We start from the raw sequence: 14,190 nt of genomic DNA, 5'->3' as shown, positions 1-14,190 counted from the left end.
GCGTGGTTCAGGCGACCTGCAGTACCGCCTTGCCCTGGACCTTGCGACCCAACAACGCCAGGGCGGCGTCGGCGGTGTTCTCCCACGAGTCCCGCAGGCCGATCTGCGGATCGAGTTCACCCTCGGCCAACAGGTTCAGCAGGTAGTGCAGATCGGCCTGGAACGGGGCCCGAACGGTGAACGGCTCCAACCGCTTCCGGTTGCCGATGCGCCGCTCTTGCTCGAAGTTGATCGTGGTGGGCTCGTTGGACGCCATCCCGATGGACTGCACCGAGCCACCGTCGGACACCAGACTGAAGGCCTGTGCCAAGAGTTTCCCACCGACGTTGTCGAGCACACCGAACACCGGTTCGGTGACGGTATCGAGCCCTACCACCACTTCGGCGGCGCCGAGTTCTTCGAGGCCCTCACCCCGTGGCGGGCTGCCGACCGCGGCCACCACGTGGGCGCCCGCCCGCGCAGCCAGCTGCACCGCGAACCGGCCGACGCCGCCTGAGGCGCCGGTGATCAACACCCGACGGCCGACCACCGGGCCGAGCGCGCGCAATGACTGTAGCGCCGTCACCCCGGCCACCGGCAGCGCGGCCGCTTCCTCGAATTCGACGAACTCGGGCAGCTCGGCCAGGTTGTCGGTCGATACCACCCGCCGTTCAGCCCAGCCGGCCTCCCCGCTGAATCCGACCACCCGGGCGCCGACCGGCGGTCCCGATCCGTCCGCCGCGGCCTGAGCCACCACACCGGCACTGTCCCAGCCCGGAACTTCGCCCGGCCGGCGCATGTGGTCGATGAAGTGCAGCTCACCGAAATTCAGCGCGATCGCGTGTACATCGATCAAGGCCTGGGATTCGGTGGCCGATGGCTCGGCCACCTGGTCGAACCGGAGATTGGCGGGGGATTGCGGGTCGTAGACGAGGGCTCGCATGCACGGGCTAACCCCGAACGCTGTGGCGCTATTCCCTCTCATAGGGTGGCGCTCGTGAGCGATAAGGACCGCATCCGCTGGGACGCGGCCTATGCCGACCGGGAGCCGGTATCGGAGCCGGGCCTGCCGCAGACGTTCAGCGGGCAGGCCGACGTGTTTCCGCTGGCCGGTTCGGCCCTCGATGTCGCGTGTGGCACCGGTCGGGTCGCGGTGTGGCTGGCTCGGCGGGGGCTGCACGTGTGGGGCCTCGACGTGTCCCCGGTGGCCGTCACCCAGGCGCGGCAGTCGGCCGTACACCATGGGGTCGCCGATCGCTGCCGGTTCGACGTGATCGACTTGGACGACGGCCTGCCGCCGGGCCCGCCGGTCGATGTAATCGTCTGTCACCGGTTCCGCGACCGCAGCCTGTACCCGGCCATGGTCGAACGGCTGGCGCCCGGAGGCATTCTCGCGATCAATGTGCTCAGCGAGGTCGGTGCCGAGCCCGGTCGATTCCGTGCTGCCGCAGGCGAACTCACCACAGCTTTCGCCGGCCTCGACGTGATGACCGAGGGTGAGGGCGGCGGCGAGGCCTGGTTGCTCGCACGCCGCCGCCGGGCCTGACGGCTACCCGTTGACCGCGATATTGGTGATGTCGGCGTTGTTCCCGAGTGACTGCCAGGTCCAGTTGGTGACCCGGTCAGACGTCGGCACCGTCTTCACCCGCTCGATCAACGGGAACCACGCCAGATCCTGGGTCGCGATCGTGTTGGCTTCCTGCCAGTCGGCGGTCGGGTCCTTGGCGGCGAACGCCCGGTTGACGGCTTCGTTGAGTTTCGTGTTGCTGTAGGTGACGCCGTTCCAGGTGCCGCCCGGGGCGAAGTCCGAGTCCAGCCAGCCGCCCAACGTCATCCGCGCGCTGTTGCCCTGCCAGTCCGGGGTCCAGTTGGTGATGGCCAGATCCCACTGTCCGAGTTTGGACTTGTCGCTGAGGAACGCATCGAACGCGCCCCAGCTGTCGGCCGCGATCGGTGTCAGCGTGACGTTGATCCCGGAGCGGGCCGCCGCGGTCTGCACCGACGTGGCGATCTTCTCGAACTCCGGATTGTTGCGGTATGCCACGTTGACCGCCAGGCCGGGCTTGCCGGCTTCGGCCAACAACGCCTTGGCTTTCTCCGGGTCGCCCTTGTCCTCAGGGGTCGGGTACGGGTTCTTCCCGGTGTACCCGACGATCGTCGATGTCAGAATCTCGTTGCTCGGAATCGCGGAGTCCGGGCCACCGAGCCCCCGGACCACGTCGGCACGGTTGAGCGAGTAGTTGAAGGCTTGCCGCACCCGCAGATCCTTGAATGCTTCCTGTGCCGGGGTTTTCGGCTCGTCCGGGTTGTTCTGACTGATGAAGACCGCCGAACCGCTGGGCGACGTGTGCAACCGGTCCGGGTTGGCTTTCTTGTACTGGGCGATGACATTGGCCGGATAGGCGCGGACGTACAGCCCGATGTCGGCGGTGCCGGTCTGCAGTTGTTGAGACACCGCGTCGGCCGAGCTGACCGTGGTGTCGAAGACGATCTTGTCGGCGTAGGCCTTCCGCGGATCGCCGTCGGAGTTGTACTCGGGCACCTTCGCCAGGGTCAGCTGCTTGCCCGGGTCGAGGGACTCGATGGAGTACGGGCCGCTGGAAGCGTAGTTCTTGCGGAACTCCAGGCTGTCGGCGAAGTATTTCGACACCACCTCCTCGGGCAGCGGGGTGACGAAGTTGAGGGTGAGGATGTCGAGGATGTCACTGGCCGGACGCGTCAGGGTGAGCTGTAATGTCTTGTCGTCCAGTGCCTTCAAACCCCGGATGTCGTGCGTGTCGATGAAATTCTTGACCGCGGCCAGGTTGCCGGTGGGCACCTTGGCGAACTCGTCGGAGTATTCCTTGAATCCGTCGAACAGCGCGTTGTAATACGTGATGGCGCTGACCTGGGCGTTGGGATCCGGAAACCGCTTGACTGCGTACACGAAGTCCTGCGCGGTGATCGGGCGGTTGGCGGATCCGGAGTAGTGGATGTTGTCGCGCAGGTGGAAGGTGTAGGTCTTGCCGTCGGGGCTGATGTCCCATTTCTCGGCGAGATCGGGGACCACCTCGGTGTCTTTGCCGATGCTTTCCTTGCTGCCCGGGTAGGTGACCAGCTGGCGGGTGGTCGCCCGGATCACCTGCCAGGATTCGGCGGAGTAGGCGATCAGCGGGTCGAGTGCGTCGACGTCACCGACGGACGCGATGTGCAGGGTGCCGCCGTACAGCTGGGTGGGGTCGCCGCCCGACGAGCCCGCGTCGGTGCCGCAGGCGGCGGCCAGTAGCGCGGTGGTCGCGATGAGCGCGCCGACCAGATTCCGTGGTGATCTCATGATGTTCCTCGATTGTGTTGGGGAATGGCTTATTTGCCGCTTCGGGCTGCAGTGATGACGTCGATCGTGAACGTCGACATGACGAAGATGACGGCGCCCAGCAACGTGCAGCCGATCACCACCGGAGCGTCCCCGTTGTTCGCGGCGCCGACGGCGAGACGTCCGATGCCGTCGAGGCCGAAGATCTGCTCGGTGATGATGGCCCCGCCCAGGATCGCGGCGAATTCGATGGCCCCCAGCGTCAGGATCGGATTGAGCGCGGCCGAAAGGGCGTGGTTGAAGTAAACCGCGCGCGGAGCCAGACCTTTCGCTCTGGCCGTGCGGATGAAGTCCTTGTTGGACACCTCCAGGACCGAGGCGCGCACCACCCGCTGGAACAGTCCGAGCTCGGCGAGGACCAGAGTCAGCCATGGCAGCAGCAGGTGCCGAGCCCACTCGGTGGGAGAGGTGGTCAGCGCCACGTAACCGCCACTGGGAAACCATTTCAGGCCCGCCAATGAGAGCTGGTAGTACAGCACGAACAGCAGGATCACGCCGGTGACGAAGGTCGGGATCGACAGGAACACATAGGAAATCCCTGAGGTGATCGCGTCGAACGCGCCGCCCGGCCTGCGGGCCGCGTAGACGCCGAGCAGGATCGACAGGCTGATCCAGAGCGCCAGCGCACCGACCGCCAGACTCAGCGTGGCCGGGATCTTCTCCAGGATCAGGTCGGTGACCGGGCGTTGTTCGCGATAGGAATAGCCCAGGCTGGGCGGCCAATTCAGCAACCCGGTGGGTGTTCCCTTGATCTCCGGACCGCGCACCACGTAGTGCCACAGTTGCAGATACCAGGGGTCGTTGAGCCGCAGGCTGTTGGCGATGGCGTCAACGGTCTGCTGGGATGCGTTCTCCGGGGCCAACATCCGGGCCGGGTTCTGATAGGCGACCTTGGTGAGCCCGAAGGTCACCAGCACCACGGCGAACACCGTCAGGATCATGCGGGCCGAACGCCAGAGCAGGGAGCGCGTCACCGGGCCGCGCTCGGGTCGAAGCGATTCCGCAATGCGGTGCTCAGCACATTGAAACCGAGCACGGTGAGGAACAACGCACCCGCCGGAGCGATGAGCATCAGCGGCTGGGTTTGATAGAGCGCGGAATCCTGAGCGTTGGCGATCATCGTGCCCCAGCTCGGGGTGGGCGGCCGGATGCCGACGCCGAGGTAGGACAACGAGGCCTCGGCGATGATGTTCACCGGAAGCTGGACAGCCCAGTAGATGACGACGGTCGGTGCGATGTTCGGCAGGATCTCACGCAAGATCACCCGGGTCGGTGAACTACCTGCGCCGATCGCGGCCAGCACGAACGGCTTGGACTTGATCTCGATCACCGAATTGCGTACCAGCCGTGCGAAATACGTCCACGAAAACAGCGCGATGATGCCGATCACCACGACGACCGGGTCGACCACGGTGGTCCCTGCTGTACCGCGGTTGAGCGTGACGACGCTCAGGGCCGTCACCAGAAAGGGAAAGGCCAGCGCGATGTTGGTCACCTCCGAGAGCAGCGCGTCGAGCCTGCCGCCGAAGTAGCCTCCGGCCAGACCGACCACAACGCCGACGATCATGGCGATCGTGGTGGCTGGGACCCCGATGGCCAACGAGACCCGGGCTCCGTAGAGCGTGCGGATCAGGACATCGCGGCCGCTGCCGTCCGCGCCCAGCAGGAAGCCGTGCCCGCCGGTGATCGGCAGGCCGGAGGCGTCCAGGGTTTCGTCGGGGAACTGCTCATTGGGGCCGTGGCCCGCGATGGCGGCGATCACGGGAGCGGCCAGCGCGGCCAGCAGGACGAAGACGACCAGGGCAGAACCCACGACCAGCCCCGGATCGCGCAGGATGGCCCGCAGCCGGCCGCGGCGTTCGGGGGCCGGGGCGTCAACTGGGACTGAGGGTTTGAGCAGCAGGTCGGTCATGAGGCCGTCAGCCGGGGAATCGCGTCGAGAAGCTTGCGCGTGTAGTCCGAACGCGGGTTGGCGAAGACTTGTGCGGTCGCGCCGATTTCCTCGACTCCGTCCGGTCCGAGGACGATCACCCGGTGGGCGATCGAGGACACCACACCCAGGTCATGGGTGATGAACAAGAAGGCCGTGTGCTGCTCGCGAACCAATTGCAGGACAAGCGAGATGATCTCGCTCTGGGTGGTGACGTCGAGTGAGGACAGGGCCTCGTCGGCGACGATCAACCGGGGCTGCAACACCAGGGCCCGGGCGATCGCGGCGCGCTGGCGTTGTCCGCCGGACAGTTCCGCGGGGTAGCGGTCCAACAGTGAACGGGACAGCACGGCGTTGTCGGCGGCGGTGTGTACCTGCGCGGCGATGGCGCTCTTGTCGACGTGCTGCGCTCGTAGCGGTTCGGCGAGGGAGCCCGCCACGGTGCGGCGGGGGTTGAGGCTGGAGTACGGATCCTGGAAGACCAGTTGCACGTCACGACGAGCAGCAGGAGGCAGGGCCGGCACACCGTCATGTGTGCCGGTCGGGTAATGCGTTCCGGACAGCGTGATCTCACCGGCATCGGCGTACTGCAGTCCGGCCACGATCCGGCCGACCGTCGACTTGCCGGAACCCGATTCACCGACCAGGCCGACGATCTCACCGGGTTTGATGGTGAAATCGAGCCCGTCGACCACGGTCCTGCGCGTGCGGCGACTCCGGGTCCGGTAGCTCTTGCGCAGACCGCGCACAGTCAGCAAGGGTTCGGCCGTATCAATGGATTCGACAGCCGGCGCCGGGTGTTCGGCATCCACGGAGTGCAGCAGCGATGCCGACAACAGCTCACGGGTGTACCGCTCCCGCGGCTCCTCATAGATCCGTTGGCGCGGACCGCTTTCCACCACCAGCCCGTCTTTGACGACGGTGACCGTATCGGCGATCTCGTGTACCACGCCCAGGTCGTGGCTGACGAACAGGATCGCGGTGCCGTGCTCGCGCTGCAATCGCTTGAGCAGGTTCAGGATGTCGGCCTGCACACTCACATCGAGCGCTGTGGTGGGTTCGTCGGCGATGAGGAGTGCTGGATTCAGCGCCACCGCCATCGCGATCATCGCTCGCTGGCGCATGCCACCGGAGAACTGCGCCGGGTGGCTGTCGTACCCGCCGGCGGGGATGCCGACCTCGGTCAGCAGTTCTTCGACGCGGCGGCGCCGAGCGTGGCGGGCAGTGCGCGTGTGGATGCGCAGCACTTCGTCGATCTGACGCCCGATCGATTTGAACGGGTGCAGATTGCTCTGTGGGTCCTGAAAGACGAAACCGATTTCCTTACCCAGGATTCGGCGTAGGTCACGGCCGGGCAAGGTGAGTAGGTCGTGACCGGCGAACCGAACCGAACCGGTCACCTCAGCGTCAGGCCCGAGCAGCCGGGTGGCCGCCAGGAGTGAAACGCTCTTGCCCGAACCGGATTCCCCGACGATCGCTGCTGTCTGGCCGGGCTCGACCGAGAAACTGATCCGCTCAACCGCCTGCACTCGTCGCCGCCCGCGGGCGCGGTTCCCGGTGTGAAGTGTGACGGCGAGATCGGTGACGTCAAACAGCGTCATTGCTGGGGTGTCGCTGCGTAGCCGATCTCATGAGGACCATCGTTGGCCAGAATCAACTGTTGGACAACGGTTTCGATCAGTCCGAAGTTATCGGCAGGCGAACGCGTGATCAGAAGAAGATTCCGGAATACGGCTGCACCGGCACGCCGAAGAGGCGGTCCGCGGTGGCGAGCGCGTGCGTGTCGATGACGCTGACCGAGCCGGTGAGCGCGAGGGTATGCCAGGAGGTGGCGCCCAGCAGCACCGCTGCCACGGCCTCGGCCCCGGCTTCCAGCTGCGCAGGCGCCTCCACTCGTTGCACGCCGCCGGACGAGATCAGGTACGTTCCGGAATTCTCCTGCAGCAGTGCATCGTTCAATTTGAGGGTGAATTCTCCGTCGCCGGTGTAGGTGCGTCCGCCCAGCGCGGCCGCGGCGTCGACCACCCGCAGCCAGGTCTCGTCGCGAGTACCGGTCACCCGGGCCGCGCGCCGGTCGGTGAGCAGCCACGGCAACGGATCGTCGGTCGGCAGCATCTGGAAGACGAGGCGGTCGATGAGGTCGAGGTCGAGCAGGTAGCGAAGCAGGCTCAGATAGGCGTCCTCGGTCGGCGCGAACAGGTCGTCCACCACCACGGTTCGTTGCTCGCTGACGAACCACGCGGCGGTGTCCAGCGGGTGATACCGGACGAAACCCGTCTCCGAACCCGGTTCACCGTGGACCGCGACGTACGTCGGCCCGGCCGAACTCTCGGCGCGTAGTCGCTGGGACTGCCACCACACCGATGGGCGGTCGATGGTGCCCGGCCGTTCGGGGCGATTGCCCGCATAGATCTGTGGCAGCAGCTGCCATGATTCGTCCGGCCTGATCAGCCGAACCGGTCCGCCGTGGCCGACGTCGGCCCGCACGTCTGCTCGCCCGGTCAGCACCTCGACCGTGTTGAAGAAACTGGCGACCGCGTATCCGAAGCGCCCGTAGATGGTGGCTTCGGAGGCCCGCAGTGATGCCACCGACTCGCCGCGATCGCGAATGTCGCGAAGCTGGTGACGCATCAGGTCGGTGGCGATCCCACGCCTGGTGTGGGTCGGCAGGACGCCGACGTGGGTCACCGCCGCGTGGCCGACGGTCTTGCCCCCGGGCAGGGTGAGCGTGCTCGTCGCGGAGTCCGTCGTCCCCGCCAGTTGTCCGTCCACGAACGCGCCCAACGTGCGGCCCGGTTCCAGGATCTTGCGAATGGTCCCCGCGGGCAACCCGTCCAGCTGGGCAAAGCCCACCATCGCGGCTCGAAACAGGTTGAGCGCCTTGGTCAGGTCCTCATCCGTGTCGAGCACTCTGGTGGTGGTGCGGCCCGCGCTCACAGCAGACCCCGCTGTCGCAGGATGGCGCCCGCCCCTTCGGCGAACCAGAAAGCTTCCTCGACGTGGGGTTGCCCGGACAGGATGAAGTGATCGATGCCGAGATCGTGGTACTCGCTTATGCGGTCAGCCACCTCCGTGTGGCTGCCGACCAGTGCGGTCCCGGCGCCGCCACGGACCAGGCCGTAACCGGCCCACAGGTTGGGCGAGATCTCAAGATCGGCCGTGCGACCATCATGCAGTGCGGTCATGCGCTGCTGGCCAACCGATTCGGTGCGGGCCAGTACCTGCTGGGCCGATCTGATGCGCTCCCCGCTGATGGCGCCCAGGAGCCGCTCGGCATGGGCCCATGCCTGTGCGGAGGTGTCCCGGCTGATCACATGGAGACGGATCCCGAATCGCAGGGTACGGCCCTGCTCCACCGCGCGGGCCCTCAGCCGGCCCACTCGCTCGGAGATCTGGGCTGGTGTCTCGCCCCAGGCCAGGTAGGTGTCGACATACCGGGCGGCTACCTCCTCGGCCGCCGGTGAGGCGCCGCCGAAGAAGATCTGTGGCGGATCCCAGTCGCCGAAGTCGATGCGAGCACCGGATATCCGGTAATACTTCCCGTCGAAGTCGAAGGTCGACCCGGCGGGCGCGGCGCTGACGCCGCGCACCACGTCGAGAAACTCACCGGTACGCCGGTACCGTTCGTCGTGGCTGAGGTGGTCACCGAACCTGGCCTGTTCCACCGGGTCTCCACCGGTGACGATGTTCAACAGGAGCCGGCCACCGGAGATGCGCTGGAAGGTCGCGGCCTGGTGCGCCGCCAGCGTGGGCGAGAGGAATCCGGGCCGGAACGCCACCAGGAATTTGAGCCGCGTGGTGGCTTGGCTCAGCGCCGCCGTGGTGATCCAGGCGTCTTCACACCAGGTCCCCGTGGGCGTCAGCACCGCTTCGAAACCGAGAAGTTCTGCCGTGCGGGCGACTTCGGTCAGGTATTCGATCGTCGGTGGCCGGATTCTGCTCGACGACGGACCGACCGCCAGGTGTGAATCGTCGCCGGATCCGACGATGTCGCGGCTGTCGCCGTTGGTGGGCAGGTACCAGTGCAAGTGAAGGCTCATCTGCCTGGCAACGCTGCCACCAGTGACGGCCGTGGACAATCGATAAACCAGCCGTGAATCTAACTTGTCGAGATTGCTTCCCCGGAGAGCGGTGGTCAGCGAGCGGCGTCGACCGGACTCCGTCGAGCCTGTGCCAGCAGTTCACCCCAGGCGTTGAACGCTTCGGCATACTCGGCCGAGGCTCCCGAGCTGCCGCCGGCAAGATCCACCAAAGCCCTTGCAATGCTGCCTATTCCGATACCGGTGCGCTGGACGACCCGCACCAGTTCGGCGAACGCCTCATCCGGTGCACAACCGCGCAGAGCGACCAGAACGCCGATCGCCACGTCGATCTTGATGCGTGAAGTGTCGTCTGCTCTGAGGCGGTTGTAGCTCATACTCCGATGGTGCTCGCTCGGCATCACCGAATCCACAGATCGGCGCACCATGATTCCTCCCGGCGAGCAGACGTGAAAACCCCCAAAAGGCGCGGGTTTTGGGGGTTTTCACGTCTGCTCGCGCCGGTGAGGTCAGGCGCTGCCCTCGGCGATCCGGCGTACCGCGTCGATGAACACGTCGATCTCGTCGAACGTGTTGTAGAAAGCGAACGATGGCCGCACGGTGGTTTCCAGGCCCAGGCGGCGCAGGATCGGCTGGGCGCAATGATGGCCGGCCCGTACCGCGATGCCCTCGGCGTTGAGCGCCTTGCCCACTTCGAGCGGCTCATGCCCGGCCAGCACGAAGGACAGCACGCTGGCCTTCTCGTCAGCCGTTCCGACCAACCGGACACCCGGAATGGCGGCCAGCCGTGGGGTGGCGTACTCCAGCAGCGCGTGCTCGTACGCCGCGATGCGTTCGATGCCGACGCGCTCCACGTACCGAATCGCTTCACCCAGTCCCACGGCATCGGCGATGTTGCCGGTACCGGCTTCGTACTTGTTCGGCGGTCCCTGATACAGCGACCGATCCAGGGTCACGTCGGCGATCATGTTCCCGCCGCCCTGCCACGGCGGAGTTTCGGCAAGTACGTCCTCCCGACCGTACAACGCACCGATTCCCGTGGGGCCGTAGATCTTGTGCCCGGAGAACACGAAGAAGTCGGCCCCGAGTTCAGCCACGTCGATCGGGATGTGCGGGATGGACTGGGCGCCGTCGATCAGCACTCTGGCCCCGTATCGGTGCCCCAGCTCGACGATGGTCTTGACCGGCGTCACCGTGCCCAGCGCATTGGAAACCTGGGTGGCGGCAACGAGCTTCGTTCGAGGTCCGAGCAGGTCCTCGAACTCGCCCAGCAGTAGGTTGCCCGCGTCGTCCACCGGTGCCACCTTCAGCACCGCGCCGGTCTGCTGTGAGATCAGCTGCCACGGAACGATATTGGCGTGATGTTCGAGGTGGGTGATGACGATCTCGTCCCCAGGCTCCAGATGCTTGCCGCCCCACGCGTAGGCCACCAGGTTGATCGCCTCGGTGGTACCTCGGACGAAGATGATCTCCTCTGCCTTGGCTGCCCCGATGAACCGACGTACCGCCTCGCGCGCATCCTCGTAGGCATCCGTGGCGCGGGCGGCCAGTTCGTGCGCGGCCCGATGGATGTTGGAGTTCTCGTGCGCGTAGAAGTACGCCAGTCGGTCGATCACCGATTGCGGCTTCTGGGTGGTGGCGGCGTTGTCGAACCAGATCAGCGGCTTGCCGTTGACAGTCTCCCCCAGGATCGGGAAGTCGGCGCGGATGGCGCTGACGTCGAAGATCTCGTGGTTGTCGCGCAGAGATGGAACCGGCTCGGTTGCAACAGGATCGGCGGATCGCAGGAAGTAGTAGCTGTCCGCATCCTCGGAGGCGGTCGGGGAATCCGACCATCCGAGGTCTGGCACCACCGGGACGGCACCCGGCCAGGTCGGGACCGATCCGCGGGGCACGACGGGCACCGACGGGGCAGCGCCTGCCAGCACGCCGGGGACCGTCGGGACCAGGCCCGCCGGAACAGCGAATGCTTCCAGGCCGCCAGTAGCCGCGATGGGGCTGGCCACACTACCTCGGGGCGCGACCGGAACCAGACCCGGAACGCCTTCTGGCTCAGGCGTACTGGGTGCCGGAACGAAGACCTCGGGCACCGAAACGAATTCGGCGGGAGTGGCCGGATGTGCCAGGCCGGCCGCAGCGGCGCCCGCTGACGACGCTGAGGTGGTATCCGGTGCCACCCCGCGCGGGGCGACCGGGGTTGTCACCGGGGGAGTGTCAGGTCCCGGCCGGAAGGTAGTGGCGAACAACTGCGATGCCAGCACGGCCAGCTCGGCCGCACTGACCGGAAGGTCACTTTCGGCATCCAGCGAGCGGAACTCACTTGTACTCATGGAAGTGGTCCACTCCGACGTCCTCGAGGACCGCGAGCGCATCGTCGGTGAGCACTGCCAGCGACGAGTACAGGGTCACCAGGTAGGACGCGATCGCCGACCGGTTGATGCCGGTGAACCGCACCGACAGGCCGGGAGCCTGCTCGCCGACCAGCCCCGGCTGGAACAGGCCGACAACACCCTGGCGCTCCTCACCGGTGCGCACCAGGATGAATTTGGTCTTGCCGTCTTCGACGGGAACCTTGTCCGAGGGCACGATCGGGATGCCGCGCCAGGTGATGAACTGGGCGCCGAACAGGCTGACGACTGGCGGCGGCACGCCGCGGCGCGTTGCCTCGCGTCCGAACGCCGCCACGCCCAGCGGATTGGTCAGGAAGAACGCCGGGGTCTTCCACACCTTGGTGATCAGCGAATCCAGGTCATCGGGGGTGGGCGTGCCGCGCAGGGTCTGGATGGTCTGCTCCGGCGTCACCTGCGACAGCAACCCGTACTCGGGGTTGTTGACCAGCTCGAACTCCTGGCGCTCCTTGATCGTCTCGATGGTCAGCCGCAGCTGCTGGGCTACCTGATCGTGCGGGCTGGAGTACAGGTCCGACACCCGGGTGTGCACGTCGAGCAGCGTCGAGATCGAGCGCAGCGTGTACTCGCGAGGATTGGTCTCGTAGTCGACATAGGTCTCGGGCAACGGCTCTTCGGTTCCCGCGCCTTCCTCCGAGTGGATCGCCACGCGGTCGGGATCGACCACCCGGTTCACCCGGTAGATGCCCGCCTCGACGGGCACCCAGCTCAGCAGGTGAAGCAGGAACCGCGGGGTGATCGTGGACAGCTGGGGAACGGTCTTGGTCGCATTCGCCAGCTGGCGGGCGGCGAGATCGCCCAGTGCCTGCGATTCGTTCTGAGCGGACGTCACGGGTCCTACCTTCCAACTGGTCAATGTGAGTGAGGGGCGCAACGATACGGCCAAAACCTGTCTACGACAGTGTTTAGTACGCGGACGATTCAAATCCGTCACCGCGATGTGAACTGGGCATTGCTGCCGACTTGACGTATGGTGGGCCGCATGCAACACGTCGAATCGCTGCGCGTCGCCATCGTGCGCTGCCTCGACGTGCGTTGTTGTTGTTGATTTTCTGACGCCCTCCTCTGCGTCGTCCGCCCGCTTTCTCGCGGTGCGTTGATGCGCGCGTATCCGGCCTTCAAGAAAGTCAACCCGTCATGCCTGTCCTGTCTGTTGCTGATGTCCGCGGCGAACTCCCACTGGATTCCCAGGGGGCGTCCGCTCCGATTGCCGTGCGCACCCGGATCCGTCCGCGCCGGATCGCCCCTGCGCCGATGACGCGGTACCGCGGGGGCACCTATTCGCACACCGTGGACACCGTGGTCTTCACCGATGGCACCTCGGCGCGCACCGACCTGATCAGGCTGAATCCCAACGTCGAGGCCTATTCGCTCGACTTCGCAGGGGTCGCGCCGACCCGGCCGTCGCGGTATGAGGCCGCGACGTGGTCGGCGGTGCCCAACCTGCGGGCCCGGTCCTATGAGGCGGAGGTGGACTGGATCGTCCGCAACTCGTTTCCCACCCTCGGCACAGCTGAACTGAGCCGCCGGCTACGGGCGGCAGGCGTGCCGCTGGGGACGGCCAACCTGGCCGAACACGAGGCGATCGCGGCCACTCAGGCCGCCATTTGGTCGTTCACCAACGGACTGGCGCTGGACAACCGCGCGCGCAACGAACCGGCCAGGGCGTATCCCGATGGCGACGCCATCGTGTTCGACTTCGACCGGGCGCCCCAGCTGGGCGGCTACACAGTCGAATTGGAATCGACGGCCGCAGTGTCGTTGGTGCTGCAGAAGTCGCACGACGGCGTGCGGTGGGAGGACGTGGCGGCCTCGGGACTCAATGTCGCCGCGGGCCGGGGCACCCATCGCAGGACTCTCGGAGTCGGCAGCACGGTATCCTCGACCCGGCCCGGCCGGGCCGGGACAGGCTACCGGTACTACCGGCTCGCCGTCCTTTCCGACCGTGACGCATCGGTCCGGATCACCGATATCCGGTTCTGGCTCAACGGATCTGGCGTGTACGCCAACTCCGACCGCGTGGTACACCTCTACAACTATCTGACCGCCGGAGCCCGGGCGGCCCGGCGGGCCACGACGTCTCCCGCATTGTCGGCCGACGACGCCGTGATTCGGGCGGGGCTCGTCGGGCCGTTCCGGTTGCGGGCCAGCGACAGTGCGGCGCTCGAGGTGTCGCACGGAGCTGTCGTCGATCGCACCGGCCGGGAACTCAGCGCGGTGCCACCCGGTGGCGAGTTCCTTCTGAGGGTTGCACCCGATGTCGATCAGGCCACGCTGACCGTGCGGATCCCGGCCACCCCCGACGGATTCGGCGGACGAGTGATCACCGCGGTCGCCCAGTCCTCGGACAGCGGCACCGCGAGCGCACTCACCCCAGTGGTGCTGGTGACCCCGGCGCAGCTGGAGGTCGAGTTCGACGTCCAGTTCGCCGCCCCTACGGCGCCGGGCCGCATCGCCTAGCGGCTACATCTGCGGAACGTC

12 protein-coding genes are annotated in these 14,190 nt (G+C 66.5%); 2 read left to right on the top strand and 10 right to left on the bottom strand.

The features are described 5' to 3' along the window. Nucleotides 1–7: 7 nt before the first annotated feature. Entirely contained in the window at nt 8–922 is a 915-nt protein-coding gene (locus H977_RS0120835) for a zinc-binding dehydrogenase (protein ID WP_029109682.1), read from the bottom strand. 54 nt (nt 923–976) lie between these two features. On the opposite strand from H977_RS0120835, the gene H977_RS0120830 reads away from it, so the two are divergent. Further along, nucleotides 977–1,525 (top strand): class I SAM-dependent methyltransferase, encoded by a 549-nt coding sequence (locus H977_RS0120830; RefSeq protein ID WP_029109681.1) that lies wholly within the window; start codon nt 977–979, stop codon nt 1,523–1,525. A gap of 3 nt (nt 1,526–1,528) precedes the next feature. Here the strand turns inward: H977_RS0120830 and H977_RS0120825 are convergent, their stop codons facing one another. The 9 genes from H977_RS0120825 to H977_RS0120785 all read right to left on the bottom strand — a co-directional run bounded on the left by H977_RS0120825 (nt 1,529) and on the right by H977_RS0120785 (nt 12,541). Continuing rightward, the gene (locus H977_RS0120825) at nt 1,529–3,292 is read right to left on the bottom strand and encodes an ABC transporter substrate-binding protein (RefSeq protein WP_029109680.1); all 1,764 of its coding nucleotides are present in this window, start codon (nt 3,290–3,292) and stop codon (nt 1,529–1,531) included. Nucleotides 3,293–3,321: 29 nt separating this feature from the next. Then, complete coding sequence (locus tag H977_RS0120820) at nt 3,322–4,305, bottom strand: ABC transporter permease (protein ID WP_029109679.1); 984 nt, start codon at nt 4,303–4,305, stop codon at nt 3,322–3,324. Continuing rightward, complete coding sequence (locus H977_RS0120815; RefSeq protein ID WP_029109678.1) at nt 4,302–5,243, bottom strand: ABC transporter permease; 942 nt, start codon at nt 5,241–5,243, stop codon at nt 4,302–4,304. Before H977_RS0120815 ends, H977_RS0120820 begins: the two co-directional genes overlap by 4 nt. Beyond that, nucleotides 5,240–6,862, bottom strand: a complete 1,623-nt coding sequence (locus tag H977_RS0120810; RefSeq protein WP_029109677.1) for a dipeptide ABC transporter ATP-binding protein — start codon at nt 6,860–6,862, stop codon at nt 5,240–5,242. Before H977_RS0120810 ends, H977_RS0120815 begins: the two co-directional genes overlap by 4 nt. A gap of 109 nt (nt 6,863–6,971) precedes the next feature. After that, on the bottom strand, nt 6,972–8,198 hold the full coding sequence (locus H977_RS0120805) for a GNAT family N-acetyltransferase (RefSeq protein WP_029109676.1): 1,227 nt from the start codon (nt 8,196–8,198) through the stop codon (nt 6,972–6,974). Further along, on the bottom strand, nt 8,195–9,301 hold the full coding sequence (locus tag H977_RS0120800; RefSeq protein WP_029109675.1) for an LLM class flavin-dependent oxidoreductase: 1,107 nt from the start codon (nt 9,299–9,301) through the stop codon (nt 8,195–8,197). Before H977_RS0120800 ends, H977_RS0120805 begins: the two co-directional genes overlap by 4 nt. A 95-nt stretch (nt 9,302–9,396) precedes the next feature. After that, the gene (locus H977_RS0120795) at nt 9,397–9,678 is read right to left on the bottom strand and encodes an ANTAR domain-containing protein (RefSeq protein WP_029109674.1); all 282 of its coding nucleotides are present in this window, start codon (nt 9,676–9,678) and stop codon (nt 9,397–9,399) included. Nucleotides 9,679–9,810: 132 nt separating this feature from the next. Then, nucleotides 9,811–11,631 carry a family 2A encapsulin nanocompartment cargo protein cysteine desulfurase gene (locus H977_RS0120790; protein WP_029109673.1) on the bottom strand — a complete coding sequence of 607 codons (1,821 nt, stop codon included), beginning with the start codon at nt 11,629–11,631 and terminating at the stop codon, nt 9,811–9,813. Next, nucleotides 11,618–12,541 carry a family 2A encapsulin nanocompartment shell protein gene (locus H977_RS0120785; RefSeq protein WP_029109672.1) on the bottom strand — a complete coding sequence of 308 codons (924 nt, stop codon included), beginning with the start codon at nt 12,539–12,541 and terminating at the stop codon, nt 11,618–11,620. Before H977_RS0120785 ends, H977_RS0120790 begins: the two co-directional genes overlap by 14 nt. A 305-nt stretch (nt 12,542–12,846) precedes the next feature. On the opposite strand from H977_RS0120785, the gene H977_RS0120780 reads away from it, so the two are divergent. Further along, nucleotides 12,847–14,169: a thioester domain-containing protein gene (locus H977_RS0120780; protein ID WP_081681792.1), complete on the top strand. Its 1,323-nt coding sequence runs from the start codon at nt 12,847–12,849 to the stop codon at nt 14,167–14,169. Nucleotides 14,170–14,190 lie beyond the last annotated feature (21 nt).

Source organism: Mycobacterium sp. URHD0025 (assembly GCF_000426065.1).
In the GTDB taxonomy this organism is placed as follows: domain Bacteria; phylum Actinomycetota; class Actinomycetes; order Mycobacteriales; family Mycobacteriaceae; genus Mycobacterium.
Note: the sequence above shows the minus strand (reverse complement) of the source record. Positions and strands in the feature narration are given on the sequence as shown.

Bases quoted from the DNA above. Each gene is read 5' to 3' on its own strand.
- H977_RS0120795 (WP_029109674.1), bottom strand. From the start codon at position 9,678: ATGAGCTACAACCGCCTCAGAGCAGACGACACTTCACGCATCAAGATC.
- H977_RS0120790 (WP_029109673.1), bottom strand. From the start codon at position 11,631: ATGAGTACAAGTGAGTTCCGCTCGCTGGATGCCGAAAGTGACCTTCCG.
- H977_RS0120780 (WP_081681792.1), top strand. From the start codon at position 12,847: ATGCCTGTCCTGTCTGTTGCTGATGTCCGCGGCGAACTCCCACTGGAT.
- H977_RS0120815 (WP_029109678.1), bottom strand. From the start codon at position 5,243: ATGACCGACCTGCTGCTCAAACCCTCAGTCCCAGTTGACGCCCCGGCC.
- H977_RS0120835 (WP_029109682.1), bottom strand. From the start codon at position 922: ATGCGAGCCCTCGTCTACGACCCGCAATCCCCCGCCAATCTCCGGTTC.
- H977_RS0120800 (WP_029109675.1), bottom strand. From the start codon at position 9,301: ATGAGCCTTCACTTGCACTGGTACCTGCCCACCAACGGCGACAGCCGC.
- H977_RS0120810 (WP_029109677.1), bottom strand. From the start codon at position 6,862: ATGACGCTGTTTGACGTCACCGATCTCGCCGTCACACTTCACACCGGG.
- H977_RS0120825 (WP_029109680.1), bottom strand. From the start codon at position 3,292: ATGAGATCACCACGGAATCTGGTCGGCGCGCTCATCGCGACCACCGCG.